Source organism: Aromatoleum toluvorans, from assembly GCF_012910905.1.
In the GTDB taxonomy this organism is placed as follows: domain Bacteria; phylum Pseudomonadota; class Gammaproteobacteria; order Burkholderiales; family Rhodocyclaceae; genus Aromatoleum; species Aromatoleum toluvorans.
In genome coordinates, this window is the sequence record NZ_WTVN01000062.1 from 1 (window position 1) to 12,579 (window position 12,579).

At 70.1% G+C, this 12,579-nt stretch carries 11 protein-coding genes; 5 read left to right on the forward strand and 6 right to left on the reverse strand.

Annotated features, from left to right (window positions below):
- Positions 1 to 188 precede the first annotated feature (188 nt).
- Both GPA22_RS21725 and GPA22_RS21730 read right to left on the reverse strand, forming a co-directional pair.
- On the reverse strand, positions 189 to 464 hold the full coding sequence (locus tag GPA22_RS21725; RefSeq protein WP_050414315.1) for an HU family DNA-binding protein: 276 nt from the start codon (positions 462 to 464) through the stop codon (positions 189 to 191).
- 269 nt (positions 465 to 733) lie between these two features.
- Positions 734 to 1,669: a LysR family transcriptional regulator gene (locus tag GPA22_RS21730; protein WP_169258162.1), complete on the reverse strand. Its 936-nt coding sequence runs from the start codon at positions 1,667 to 1,669 to the stop codon at positions 734 to 736.
- 102 nt (positions 1,670 to 1,771) lie between these two features.
- On the opposite strand from GPA22_RS21730, the gene aptA reads away from it, so the two are divergent.
- The 3 genes from aptA to GPA22_RS21745 all read left to right on the forward strand — a co-directional run bounded on the left by aptA (position 1,772) and on the right by GPA22_RS21745 (position 5,208).
- The gene (gene aptA, locus GPA22_RS21735) at positions 1,772 to 3,079 is read left to right on the forward strand and encodes an omega-aminotransferase AptA (protein ID WP_169258163.1); all 1,308 of its coding nucleotides are present in this window, start codon (positions 1,772 to 1,774) and stop codon (positions 3,077 to 3,079) included.
- Positions 3,080 to 3,104: 25 nt separating this feature from the next.
- Positions 3,105 to 4,598: a CoA-acylating methylmalonate-semialdehyde dehydrogenase gene (locus tag GPA22_RS21740; RefSeq protein WP_169258164.1), complete on the forward strand. Its 1,494-nt coding sequence runs from the start codon at positions 3,105 to 3,107 to the stop codon at positions 4,596 to 4,598.
- Between the two features lie 91 nt (positions 4,599 to 4,689).
- Complete coding sequence (locus tag GPA22_RS21745) at positions 4,690 to 5,208, forward strand: O-acetyl-ADP-ribose deacetylase (RefSeq protein ID WP_169258165.1); 519 nt, start codon at positions 4,690 to 4,692, stop codon at positions 5,206 to 5,208.
- A gap of 12 nt (positions 5,209 to 5,220) precedes the next feature.
- On the opposite strand, the gene GPA22_RS21750 is transcribed toward GPA22_RS21745, so the two are convergent.
- Together GPA22_RS21750 and GPA22_RS21755 are read right to left on the reverse strand one after the other, a co-directional pair.
- A complete protein-coding gene (locus GPA22_RS21750; RefSeq protein WP_169258166.1) occupies positions 5,221 to 6,483 on the reverse strand; it encodes a putative Na+/H+ antiporter in 1,263 nt (420 codons plus the stop codon).
- A 129-nt stretch (positions 6,484 to 6,612) separates the two neighbouring features.
- A complete protein-coding gene (locus GPA22_RS21755) occupies positions 6,613 to 7,476 on the reverse strand; it encodes a LysR family transcriptional regulator (RefSeq protein WP_169258167.1) in 864 nt (287 codons plus the stop codon).
- Between the two features lie 101 nt (positions 7,477 to 7,577).
- On the opposite strand from GPA22_RS21755, the gene GPA22_RS21760 reads away from it, so the two are divergent.
- Both GPA22_RS21760 and GPA22_RS21765 read left to right on the forward strand, forming a co-directional pair.
- A complete protein-coding gene (locus GPA22_RS21760) occupies positions 7,578 to 8,492 on the forward strand; it encodes a DMT family transporter (RefSeq protein ID WP_169258168.1) in 915 nt (304 codons plus the stop codon).
- A gap of 114 nt (positions 8,493 to 8,606) precedes the next feature.
- Positions 8,607 to 11,201 (forward strand): FkbM family methyltransferase, encoded by a 2,595-nt coding sequence (locus GPA22_RS21765; protein ID WP_169258169.1) that lies wholly within the window; start codon positions 8,607 to 8,609, stop codon positions 11,199 to 11,201.
- 45 nt (positions 11,202 to 11,246) lie between these two features.
- On the opposite strand, the gene GPA22_RS21770 is transcribed toward GPA22_RS21765, so the two are convergent.
- Positions 11,247 to 12,035, reverse strand: coding sequence for an ABC transporter ATP-binding protein (locus tag GPA22_RS21770; protein WP_169258170.1), 789 nt, complete (start codon positions 12,033 to 12,035; stop codon positions 11,247 to 11,249).
- Positions 12,036 to 12,052: 17 nt separating this feature from the next.
- The coding region (locus GPA22_RS21775) for an ABC transporter ATP-binding protein (protein ID WP_169254352.1) at positions 12,053 to 12,579 on the reverse strand (527 nt) is incomplete at its 5' end.

The following is a 12,579-nucleotide window of genomic DNA, read 5'->3' on the forward strand; positions in this document are numbered from 1 at the left end:
ACTTATGCTCCACGCTTCCTTCCCACGCTCGGTCGCCCTCGCGCAGTTGCGCTTCACTTCGTTCGCTGTGATCAACTTACGGTGGGACTTGCACCCACAGGAGTGCGCCCATGCTGGGCGCACAAAACAAGAGGCCCGGCGCCATCCGGCACCGGGCCTCCAAATCACTTCCTTGCGCGACGGCGGGATCAGCCGTTGACGGCGCCCTTCAGCGTCGCGCCGGCCGAAAACTTCGGCACGCGCGAAGCGGCGATCTTGATCGAGGCACCGGTCTGCGGGTTGCGGCCGGTACGCTCGGCACGCTCGGACACCTCGAAGGAGCCGAAGCCCGTGAACGACACTTTCTCGCCGGCGGCCATGCGCTCGGCGATGATGTCCAGCACGGCGGACAGGGCACGGTCGGCCTGGGCGCGCGAGACGTCCAGACGGTCAGCCAGGGCTTCGACGAATTCACCTTTGTTCATGCTTTACCTCGATTGGTGTGTGAGTTGTTCGGTGCTGCACATCTAACGGCCGGATTCTAGCATTGTCGCGGCTTGCAGGGCATTTATCGGCAGCGGCGATACAAATTCCGGAGCATGTTTCGATGCCATGGACACATTTTCGGGTGTCCTGCGGCCGATCGGGAATAAGGGCAAATACGCAGGCGGGAAAAAACCGTCCGCCCACAGCTCCCGCGCGATTGGCGTTTTCGCCGTGGAAACCGGCCGAAATCCGCCTCGGAGCGGCCGTTTCAGGCACCGGATGGCGCTTTCGGGGCATGCAGGGCGACGAGAATCTCCACGAAACGCCGCGCAACGCGCCCCGGAGGGGGCGTGCGCGCCGTCGACGCCTGCCATTCGCACGCATAGCGCAGGGTTTCGGACGGGATGCGCACGATCTCGCCGCGCGCCTCGAAGGCCTGCGCGTAGTGGTCCGGCAGGAAGCCGACGTAACGGCCCGAGCGGATCAGCAGCACGCTCGCCTCCTGCTCGAAGGCGCGCGCCGCCGGTTGCAGGCCCAGGCGCCAGAAGTGCTCCATGTTGGGCGAGTGGTAGCCGAGCCCGACGAAGGCCGCGCGGCGCAGTTCCTCGTCGCACGGCAGGCGCCCGCCGGCGAGCAGCGGGTGGTGCGGCGCGGCGTAGAGCGGCAGGAACTCGTCGAAGAGGCGCACCGAGGTGAAGCTGTCGCTGGCGCGGTGGAAAGGATGGACGGCGACGTGGAAGCGCCCTTCGAGGAGGCCCTTCTCGATCTCGCTGCTGCCGGCGACGAAGACGTTGAGCGTCACCGCGGGCGCCTCGGCGCCGAAGGCCGCGATCGCGTCGGCGAGCCGGCAACCGGGGTTGGACACGATCTTGTCGAACATCACGAGGTTGAGTTCGCCACGCATGCCGGCGTGCAGCTCGGCGACCTCGCCGCGGAACGCCTCGATCTGCGCGAGGAGCCGGCGCGCCGCGCCGAGCACCACCTGCCCTTCCTCGGTGAGCGCGAAGCCGGCGCGGCCGCGCTCGCACAGGCGCACGCCGAGGCGTACTTCGAGGTCCTTGAGGTGGCGGCTGATCACCGAGCGGCTGATGTTGAGCCGCAGCTCGGCCGCGGCGAGGCCGCCGGACTCGGCGATCGCGATGAAGACGCGCAGCAGGCGCAGGTCGGCTTCGGCGAGGCTGGCAAGGAGGGCACGCGGTTTCATGGGCGCATTGTTTCATTTATTCGAAACCTTGCGTACGCATGTTGCTGTTTTATGCACCCAAGGAGCTCGGTAGGATGACTGCGACCCCACAAGGAGTTCCGCATGTCCCACGATCAGGCCTTCTGGCTGCCCTTCACCGCGAACCGCGCGTTCTGGAAATCGCCCCGCGTCATCACCGGCGCACGCGGCCACTACTACACCACCGACGACGGCCGGCAGCTGCTCGACGGTTTCTCGGGGCTGTGGACCTCGGGCCTCGGCCATTGCCATCCGCAGATCGTCGCTGCCGTGCAGGAGCAGGTCGCCACCCTCGACTACGCGATGAGCTTCCAGGTGTCGAACGACAAGGCGATCGCGCTGGCACGCGAAGTCGCGGCGCTGGCGCCGGCGGGCATGGGCAAGGTGTTCTTCACGAACTCGGGCTCGGAGTCGGTCGACACCGCGCTGAAAATCGCGCTCGCTTACCACCGCGCGCGCGGCGAAGGCCAGCGCACGCGGCTGATCGGGCGCGAGCGCGGCTACCACGGCGTGAACTTCGGCGGCCTGTCGGTGGGCGGCATCCCCGGCAACCGCAAGGTGTTCAGTACGGCGCTGCTGCCCGGCGTCGATCACCTGCGCCACACGTACAGCGCCGCGGACATGGCGTTCTCGAAGGGCCAGCCGGCGTGGGGCGCGCAGCTCGCGGACGACCTCGAACGCCTCGCCGCGCTGCACGACGCGTCGAACATCGCCGCGGTGATCGTCGAGCCGGTCGCGGGCTCGACCGGCATCCTCGTGCCGCCGATCGGCTACCTCGCCCGCCTGCGCGAACTCTGCGACCGGTACGGCATCCTGCTGATCTTCGACGAGGTGATCACCGCCTTCGGCCGCGTCGGCGCGCCTTTCGCCTCGACGCGTTTCGGCGTGACGCCGGACCTCATCACGACCGCGAAGGGGCTGACGAACGGCGTCGTGCCGATGGGCGCGGTGATCGTGCGCGACACGATCTACGACGCGCTGATGCAGGGGCCGGAGCACGTCGTCGAGCTCTTCCACGGCTACACCTATTCCGGCCATCCCCTCGCCGCCGCCGCGGGCCTGGCGACGCTCGCCGCCTACCGCGAAGAGGACAGCTTCGCGCGCGCACGCGGCGTGGAACCTGTGTTCGAGGAAATGATCCATTCCTTGCGCGGGGAGCCGAACGTCGTCGATATCCGCAACTTCGGCCTGATGGGCGGCATCGAGCTCGCGCCGCGCGACGGTGCGCCGGGGGCGCGCGGCTTCGACGTGTTCCTGAAATGCTTCGAGGCGGGGGTCGTGATCCGCAATGGCGGCGACATCCTGCAGTTTTCCCCCTTCCTCGATTCGACGCCCGACGAGCTTGGACGCATCTTCGACACCGTGCGCCAGGCGATCCGCAGCGTCGCCTGACCCCCAACCCTGACGAGAGACAAGCATGGAAACCCTCGGACACTACATCGCCGGCACCCGCGTCGCCGACGACACCCGCGCGCAACCCGTTCATAACCCCGCCCTCGGCGAGCCCGTGCGCCGGGTCGCGATGGCCTCGCAGGCGACCGTCGAACAGGCGATCGCCGCCGCTGCCGCCGCCTTCCCGGCGTGGCGCAAGACGCCGCCGCTGAAGCGCGCGCGCGTCCTGTTCAAGTTCAAGGAGCTCCTCGAGCGCAACGCCGACCGCATCGTCGCGGCGATCGTCGAGGAGCACGGCAAGGTGTGGGAGGACGCGCACGGCGAGCTCGCACGCGGCATCGAGGTCGTCGAGTACGCCTGCGGCGCGCCCGAATTCCTGAAGGGCGAGCACAGCCGCGACGTCGGGCCGGACATCGACTCGTGGTCGGAATTCCCGCCGCTGGGGGTGGTCGCCGGCATCACGCCGTTCAACTTTCCCGCGATGGTGCCGATGTGGATGTTCCCGATGGCGATCGCCTGCGGCAACACCTTCGTGCTCAAGCCCTCGGAGAAGGATCCGTCGACCGCGGTGATCCTTGCCGAACTGCTGACCGAGGCGGGCCTGCCGGCGGGCGTGTTCAACGTCGTCAATGGCGACAAGGAGGCGGTCGACACGCTGCTCACCGATCCGCGCGTGCAGGCGGTGAGTTTCGTCGGCTCGACGCCGATCGCCGAATACATCTACCGGACCGGCACCGCGCACGGCAAGCGCGTGCAGGCGCTCGGCGGCGCGAAGAACCACGCCGTGGTGATGCCCGACGCCGACCTCGACAGCGCGGTCAACGCGATCATGGGCGCGGCCTACGGCTCCTGCGGCGAGCGCTGCATGGCGATCTCGGTGGTCGTCGCGGTCGGCGACGAGGTCGGCGACGAGCTGGTCGCGCGGCTCAAGCCCCGCGTGCAGGAATTGCGCATCGGCAACGGCAGGGAGCGCGGCCTCGACATGGGGCCGCTGGTGACCGGACCGCAGCGCGACAAGGTGAAGGCCTACATCGACCTCGGTGCCGAGGAAGGGGCGCAGCTGGTCGTCGACGGGCGCGCGCTGACAGTGCCCGGCCACGAGCAGGGCTTCTTCCTCGGCGGCACGCTCTTCGACCACGTCCAGCCGTCGATGCGCATCTATCGCGAGGAAATCTTCGGGCCGGTGCTCGCGGTGCTGCGGGTGCGGAGCCTCGAAGAGGCGATCCGCCTGATCGACGCGCACGAGTTCGGCAACGGCACCTGCGTGTTCACGCGCGACGGCGCGGTCGCGCGGCATTTCACCGACACCGTGCAGGTCGGCATGGTCGGCGTGAACGTGCCGCTGCCGGTGCCGGTCGCGTGCCAGAGCTTCGGCGGCTGGAAGCGCTCGCTGTTCGGCGACCTGTACGCCTACGGCCCGGACGCGGTGCGCTTCTACACGCGGCGCAAGACGATGACGCAGCGCTGGGCGGTGTCGGGCATCGAGAAGGCGCAGTTCGCGTTCCCGAGCCACGGCTGAGCGCGTCTGCGCCTGCGCGGCTGCTAAGCTGGGAGTTGGGAACAGGGCGTGCTCCCTGCGCGCCCTTCCCCTTTTCCCGGAGGCATCCGCCATGACCGCAAGGCTCCGCACCCTTCAGGCCGACATCACGACGCTGCCCGTCGATGCGATCGTCAATGCCGCGAATTCCTCGCTGCTGGGCGGGGGCGGCGTGGATGGCGCAATCCACCGCGCGGCCGGCCCCGAGTTGCTGCAGGAATGCCGCGGCCTGGGCGGCTGCCCGACGGGCGAGGCGAAGCTGACGCGGGGCTACCGCCTGCCGGCGCGCTTCGTGATCCACACCGTGGGCCCGGTGTGGCACGGCGGCACGCGCGGCGAGGCGGCGCTGCTGGCGTCATGCTACCGGCGTTCGCTCGAAGTGGCGGCGGCGAACGGCGCGGCGACGGTCGCGTTTCCGGGCATCAGCACCGGCGTGTATGGCTACCCGAAGGACGAGGCCGCGCGCATCGCGGTGGCGACCGTGCGCGAATGCGTCGCGGCCCTGCCGGCGATCGCGGAAGTCATCTTCTGCTGCTTTTCGGCGGGCGACCTCGCGCTGTACGAGACGCTGCTCGGCGCAGCGCCCGCCTGACGCGCAGCCCGCCTACAGCAGCTGGAAGGCGATGATCGCGACCAGGGTCGACGGCAGCGCGGCGAGCAGCAGGCCGAGCGGGTGGATGGCCTCGTCGGGGAAGTTTCCGCGCAGGATCGCGAAGCCGGCCGGGTTGGGCGCGTTGGCGATGACCGTGAGGCCGCCGCCGGTGACCGCGCCGGCGACCAGCGCGTACTTGAATTCGGGCGACAGGCCCTGCACCAGCGAGCCGAGGTAGGTCAGCGCGGCGTTGTCGGTGACGGCCGTGAGCGCGGTGGCGCCGAAGTACACGGTGGTCGCGTCCATGCCGGTGAGCAGCGGCTGCAGCCACCACGACTGCTGCCCGCCGAGCACGACCAGCCCGGCGAGGAAGAACGCGACGAGCAGGCCTTCGCGCAGGATCAGGCGATCCTGGTAGCGCTCGTAAGCGGCCGCGAAGCCGAGGAAGAACAGCAACAGGCCCATGAACACGGCCGGATGGTGCGCGAACGCGACGACGCCGGCGAGGAACAGCAGATGCGCGACGACGATGGGCATCGGCATGCGCGCCTCGCCCCGCTTCGCGCCGCTCGAGTCGAGCGCGGCGAGTTCGCGGCGGAACGCCATCGTCACGAGGATGCCGTTGACGACGACCGCGAGCAGCGCCTTCCAGCCGAAGTTCGCGATCATGAACGCGGTATCCCAGCCCCAGGTGCCGGCGACCATCAGCACCGGCGGCGCGGCGAAGGGGGTGAGCGTGCCGCCGATCGAGACATTCACGAACAGCGTGCCGATCGTCGCGTACTTGAGGCGGGTGGAGATGCGGTCGGCGAAGTACCTGTCGCGCAGGATCAGCGCCGCGAGCGTCATCGCCGCCGGCTCGGTGATGAAGGAGCCGAGCAGCGGCACCAGCGCCAGCGTGATGAAGTAGAACGCGACGCTGGCGGGCAGCGGCAACAGCGCCGCCGCCATGCGCACGAGCGCCAGTGCGAAACGCAGGATGGGCCGGCTGCCGGCGATCACCATGATCGCGAACACGAACATCGGCTCGGTGAAGTTGCGGCTTTCGAGGTAGGCGATCGCCTCGCCGCGGCCGGCGAGCACGCCCATCGCGACGATCAGCACCATCGCCCAGAAGCCGAACACGACTTCGACCTCGCCGAGCAGGTGGAACACCCCTCCGTGCGCCGGATGGCGATGCGCAAGCTGCTCGAAGAACTTGGTCGAGAAGGTGTGGATGATGGCCAGTGCAAACAGGCCGGCCGCGAGCATCTGTACGGTCGTCGCCTCAGTCATTGTTCGGGTTTTTCCTTGTTGGTGTTCGATGCGGCATTCCCGCGCGATCGGGCCGTCCCGCGACCGTCGGGGGAACGCGTGCCGCCCGCCACGCGACGGCCGGCGGGGTGCCGCAAACGGGGGAGTATCTCAGTCCCGGCCGTGCGCGATCAACTCCGCCAGCGCGCGCACCGTCGGCCCCGGCGCGCCGCTGCGGTGGATCAGCACCGTGCGCACCTGTGCGAACCGGGGCGGCAGCGGGTGGATCGAGACGCTGTCGTCCAGCGCCATCTTCACCAGCAGGCTACGCGGAGCGAGCGCGACGCCCATGCCTGACGCGACGCAGCCGATCATCGCGTGATAGGACGCGATCTCGACGACGCGCTCGGGCACGACCTCGCCCGAATCGAGCCAGGCCTGCAGGCGCTGGCGGTAGGCACAGCCGGCCTCGAAGGTCAGCAGCGCGCGCGCGCGCAGGTCGCGCGGCGAGGTGATCGTCGGGTGGCCCACCGGCGCAACGAGCACGAGTTCCTCGTCGAAGGCGGGCAGGCTCGCAAGGCGCACGTCGTCGACCGGGCCGCTGACGAGCGCACATTCGAGTTGGCCGTCGATGACTTCGGCGATCAGCGTGCCGGTCGGGCCCGTGCGCAATTCCAGTTGCACGTCGGGGTACTGCGCGTGGAAGCGCGCCAGGAGCGGCGGCAGGCGCGCGGCCGCGGTGCTCAGCATCGAACCGCAGCGCAGGCTGCCGCGCGGCGCGCCGTCGCTGACCGCGGTGCGCGCCTCGTCGGCAAGCGCGAGCAGGCGGTCGGCGTAGTCGAGCAGCACGCGCCCGGACGGCGACACGATGAGGCGCCGGCCTTCGCGGATGAAGAGCTCGACGCCCAGCTTGTCCTCGAGCTGACGGATGCGCGTCGTGACGTTGGATTGCACGCGATGCAGCTTCTCGGCCGCGCGCGTGATGCCGCCCTCGCGGACGACGGTGCGGAAGATGGTCAGGTCGTCGAGATCCATCGTTCTCTCACAGGAATGCGTTGAATCAGAATTATTCATTGTACGCGAACGATGTCCAACGATATCGTTGCAGCCGTACCAACAGCACTCGGGAGCAACACATGAGCACCGGACGGGACCAGACCATCGGCTATCTCTCCGCAGCGGGCACGGTGGCGATCTGGACGGGCTTCATCCTCATCTCGCGCCTGGGCGGCAAGAGCGCGCTGACGGGCCACGACATCCTCGCGCTGCGCCTGGGCGTCGCCGCCCTGCTGCTGCTGCCGTTCGCCGGCAGCCTGCCGCGCGGGGCGTGGCGCGACATGCGCCTGTGGACGCTGGGCATGCTCGGCGGCCTGCTGTACGGCGTGCTCGTGTATGCGGGCTTCAAGCTCGTGCCGGCCGCGCACGGCGGCATCCTGCTGCCCGGCATGCAGCCCTTCCTCGTCGCGGGGGTGGCGTGGCTGCTGACGCGCCAGCGCATGCCGCGCGAACGGGCGTTCGGCCTCGCCTTCATCGCGCTGGGGGTCGGCTTCGCCGCACAGTCCTACATGGCAGGCAGTGCGTGGTCGGCGGCAATGCTCGCGGGCGACGCGCTGATCCTTTCCTCCGCGCTCGCGTGGGCCTTCTACAGCGTGCTCGCGAAGCGCTGGGGCTTCCATCCGTGGCTGCTAACGCGCTTCGTCGCCTTCAGCTCGGCGCTGGTCTACCTGCCGGTGTACCTGCTGTGGCTGCCCAAGCAGCTCGACGCGGTGCCGATGTCCACGCTGGTGCTGCAAGGGCTGTATCAGGGCCTCGGCGCCACCATCGTCGCGATGCTGCTATTCCTGAAGGCGGTCGAGAAGCTCGGCGCCGAGCGCGTCGGCGCGCTGATCGCGCTGGTGCCGGTGCTCGCGGGCGTTGCCGCGGCGCCACTGCTCGACGAGGCGCTGACCGGCTGGCTGCTCGCAGGGCTGGTGTGCGTGTCGCTCGGCGCCTTCGTCGCGGCACGCCCCATCGCGCGCCTGGTCCCGGCTGCCGTCCCGGCACCACGCTGAGGCCGGGCGCACGTCACACATCGGCGGCGGGCGGGGGCGCATGCGGCTAGAATAGTCCGCTGCACTCCCGCCGGGGCCGGATCGCGCGCGGGAAATCCACTCCCGCACGAGCCGATGAAGAAGAAAGCCATTTCCGCGAGCCAGCTGGCGCGACTCCACGAAGCGATCGCGCTGCAGAACCAGGGGCGCCTCGACGACGCCGACGCGATCTACGCCGACTTCCTGCGCAAGGTGCCCGGGCATCCGGACGCGCTGCACCTGCGTGCGCTGATCTGCCACACGCGCGGCCGCCACGCGGATGCCGCGCGTTTCGCGGAAGCCGCGATCGCCGCAGCCCCGGATGTCGCCAACTTCCACAACACCGCCGGCGAAGCCTGGCGCCAGCTCGGCGACCTCGCACGCGCACGCCGGCACTTCAACAGCGCGGTGCGCCTCGCGCCGGGCCTCGCGATGGCGCACCACAACCTGTCGCTGGTGCTCGCTGCGGACGGCCTCGCGGCGGAGGCGCTCGCCGCCTCGCAGCGCGCCGTCGCACTCGATGCGCGCTACGTCGAAGCGCTGGCGCTGAGCCTGGAGCTCGCGCGCCAACTCGGAAACGGCGACGTCGTCGAGCGCGCGCGCGCGCAGCTGCGGACCTGCGACAACGCACTCGCGCGCAACGCGATCGCCCGCTTCCACACGCTGGCGGCGCGCGACCATGTGCAGGCGCTGCGCTTTGCCGACGGCGCCGCCGAGGCGGAAAAGGCGATCGCCGCCAGCCCGGGCTTCTGGGGCGGCTGGTCGCTGCTCGGCGAAGCCTGCAACGAGGTCCAGGACCTCGCGCGCGCCGAACTGTACGACACGATCGCCGCGAACCTCGCACCGGACAACGAGAACGCCCGCCTGAACCTCGCGCACCTGCTGAAGGAACAGCAGCGCATCGGCGAAGCCGAAAGCCACTACCGCGCCTGGCTCGCCCGTCACCCCGACAATGCCGAGGCACGCTTCGGCCTCGCCGGCGCGCTGCTGATGCGCGGCGCCTACGCCGAAGGCTGGCCGCTGTTCGAGGCGCGCTGGGACCTGCCCTACCACGGCGGCGCGAAATACGCCGCGGCCCCGCAGTGGACGGGCGAAAGCACCGGCCGGCTGCTGCTCTACGCCGAACAGGGGCTGGGCGACACGCTGCAGATGCTGCGCTTCCTCCCCGCAGCGGTGCGCCGCGCCGGCGCCGCGGTGACGCTGCTCCTGCCGCCGCCGCTCGCGCGCATCGCCCGGCGCGCACCGGGTGCGGAAGCGCTGGAGATCGTGACCTCAATCCCGGAAGACCGCACGTTCGACGCGGCCTGCGGCCTGATGAGCCTGCCGGGCATCCTCGGCCTCGCGGCGCCCGCGGACGCCGCGACATCCAGCCCCTACCTCGGGCACAACGCAGCCCGCGCCGCGCATTTCGCGTCGCGCCTCGCCGCCCACCCCGGCCGCAAGCTCGGCATCGTGTGGCTGGGCGGCCAGGCCGGCTCGGCGAACCGCCGGCGCCGCCTGCCCGAGGACGCCCTGCTGCCGCTGCTGACGATGCCGGGCTGGACCGCGGTCTCGCTGCAGTTCGGCGTCGCGCAGCCCGAGATCGCCGGCCAGGCGCTCGTCGATCTCTCCGACGACATCGCCGACTTCGACGACCTCGCCGCCGCGATGACGGCCGTCGACGCGGTCGTGTCGCTCGACTCCGGGCCGGCGCACCTTGCCGGCGCACTGGGCGTGCCGACCTGGATCCTCGTGCCGTGGCTGCACGACTGGCGCTGGGGCCTCGGCGGCGAGCGCTGCGACTGGTATCCCGCGGCCACGCTGGTGCGTCAGCCGGTGGGCGGCCGCTGGGACGCGCCGATCGCCGGACTCGTCGCGCGCCTCGGCGGCGATGCCGATGCCCCGCTGTCCGGGAACACCGCCGTCGACACTGCGGGAATCATCCTGCGCAACGAGTTTCCGCTCGTGCAGGCACGCTGCCGCGACGGCATCGTCACGCTGCCGCTCTTCGACCGCTACATCACGCTGTCGCTGCTGCTGTATGGCGAATATTCGCCGCGCGAGGCGGCCGTGCTCGCCGCGTGGCTGCGGCCTGGCGACACCGCGATCGACGTCGGCGCGAACCTCGGTGCGCTGACGCTGGCGATGGCGCACGCCGTGGGCGAGGACGGACGGGTCATCGCCTTCGAGCCGCAGGCCGCGATCCACGCGTGCCTCGCGCAGACGCTCGCCGACAGCGCACTCACGCAAGTGGAATTGCAGCGCCGCGCGGTCGACGCAAGCACGGGGCACGCGCGCATTCCGCGCCTGGATCCCGCCAGTGCGGCGAACTTCGGCGGCGTGAGCCTCGCCGACGACGGGGAAGGCGATGAGGTCGAGCTCGTGCGCCTCGACGACCTGGACGTCGCCGCCTGCCGCCTCCTCAAGATCGACGTGGAAGGACGCGAGCTCGACGTGCTGCGCGGCGCCGTGGCACTGATTGCCCGCTGCCGCCCGGTGATCCACGTCGAATGCGACCGCCCGGACCGGCTCGCCCCGCTGCTCGCCTTCCTGCGCGAGCAGGGCTACCGCGTGGTCCGCCACGAACCGCCGCTCTTCGACGCCGCGAACTTCCGCAACTGCCCGCACGACGCCTTCCCGCGCATCGTGTCGGGCAACCTGATCGCGCTGCCGCCGGGCGAGGAGCCCCCGCCCGACGCCCGGCCGGCCTGAGCCTCAAACTCAGACTCAGCCTCAGCCTCAGACTCAGACTCAGACTCAGCCCGCCAGCTTGTCCTGGTGCTTGCCGCCCAGGCCCAGATACGACTCGATCACGCGCGGATCGTCGGCGAGCTGCTTGGCCGGCCCTTCCATCGAGATCTCGCCCGTCTCCAGCACATAGGCGTAGTCGGCGACCTGCAGCGCCGCGCGCGCGTTCTGCTCCACGAGCAGGATCGACACGCCGCGCCGGCGCAGCTCGCTGATGATGCGGAAGATCTCCCGCACGATGAGCGGCGCGAGGCCCAGGCTCGGCTCGTCGAGCATCAGCAGCTTCGGTTTCGCCATCAGCGCCCGCCCCACCGCGAGCATCTGGCGCTCGCCGCCCGAGAGCGTGCCGGCCATCTGCGCCTTGCGCTCCTTCAGGCGCGGGAAGAGGCCATACACCTCCTCCATCGTCTCGCCGTGGTCGCGCTTGCCCATGCGGTAGCGCTGGAAGGCGCCCAAGAGCAGGTTGTCCTCGACGCTCATCTCGGCGAAGAGTTCGCGCTTCTCCGGCACGAGGTTCATGCCGCGCGCCACCATGCGCTCGACGCGCGGCACATACTCGGCCTCGCCGTCGAAGCTGACCTGGCCGCGCGAATCGAGCAGGCCCATGATCGCGGAGAGCATCGTCGTCTTGCCCGCGCCGTTGGGGCCGATCACGGTGACGATCTGGCCTTCGCCGACGCGCAGGTTGGCGTTCGACAGCGCCTCGACCTTGCCGTAGGCGACGCACAGGTCGCGCACTTCGAGCACCGCGCGGGGCAGACCGGGCGCGGACTCGACCACCGGGGCGATTGCACTCATTTCCACGCTCATGCCGTTCATTCCACACCTCCGAGGTAGGCTTCGAGCACCGCCGGATTCTGCTGCACTTCCTCGGGCAGGCCTTCGGCGATCTTCTGGCCGAACTCCATCACGACGATGCGATCGACCAGGCCCATGACGAAGTCCATGTCGTGCTCGACCAGCAGGATGCCCATGCCTTCGCTCCGGAGCTTTTTCAGCAGTTCGCCGAGCGCCTGCTTCTCCTTGAAGCGCAGGCCCGCGGCCGGCTCGTCGAGCAGCAAGAGGCACGGGTCGGCGGCGAGCGCGCGGGCGATCTCGAGGATGCGCTGCTGGCCGAGCGCGAGGCTGCCGGCGGCGTCGAACATGTGCTCGGCCAGGCCCACGCGCTCGATCTGGCGCGCCGCTTCGTTGAGGAGCCGCGCCTCCTCGCCGCGATCGAGGCGCCACGCGGCCGGGAACACGCCCTTGCCACCCCGCAGATGCGCGCCGATGGCGACGTTCTCGAGCACGCTCATCGTCGGCAGCAGCTTCACGTGCTGGAAGGTGCGGCTCATGCCCATGC

What these genes read in the sequence shown, in the direction of transcription:
- GPA22_RS21725 (WP_050414315.1), bottom strand. Translation starts at nt 464, where the DNA reads ATGAACAAAGGTGAATTCGTCGAAGCCCTGGCTGACCGTCTGGACGTC.
- aptA (WP_169258163.1), top strand. Translation starts at nt 1,772, where the DNA reads ATGTCCCACGATCAGGCCTTCTGGCTGCCCTTCACCGCGAACCGCGCG.
- GPA22_RS21745 (WP_169258165.1), top strand. Translation starts at nt 4,690, where the DNA reads ATGACCGCAAGGCTCCGCACCCTTCAGGCCGACATCACGACGCTGCCC.
- GPA22_RS21740 (WP_169258164.1), top strand. Translation starts at nt 3,105, where the DNA reads ATGGAAACCCTCGGACACTACATCGCCGGCACCCGCGTCGCCGACGAC.
- GPA22_RS21760 (WP_169258168.1), top strand. Translation starts at nt 7,578, where the DNA reads ATGAGCACCGGACGGGACCAGACCATCGGCTATCTCTCCGCAGCGGGC.
- GPA22_RS21765 (WP_169258169.1), top strand. Translation starts at nt 8,607, where the DNA reads ATGAAGAAGAAAGCCATTTCCGCGAGCCAGCTGGCGCGACTCCACGAA.
- GPA22_RS21730 (WP_169258162.1), bottom strand. Translation starts at nt 1,669, where the DNA reads ATGAAACCGCGTGCCCTCCTTGCCAGCCTCGCCGAAGCCGACCTGCGC.
- GPA22_RS21770 (WP_169258170.1), bottom strand. Translation starts at nt 12,035, where the DNA reads ATGAGTGCAATCGCCCCGGTGGTCGAGTCCGCGCCCGGTCTGCCCCGC.
- GPA22_RS21750 (WP_169258166.1), bottom strand. Translation starts at nt 6,483, where the DNA reads ATGACTGAGGCGACGACCGTACAGATGCTCGCGGCCGGCCTGTTTGCA.
- GPA22_RS21755 (WP_169258167.1), bottom strand. Translation starts at nt 7,476, where the DNA reads ATGGATCTCGACGACCTGACCATCTTCCGCACCGTCGTCCGCGAGGGC.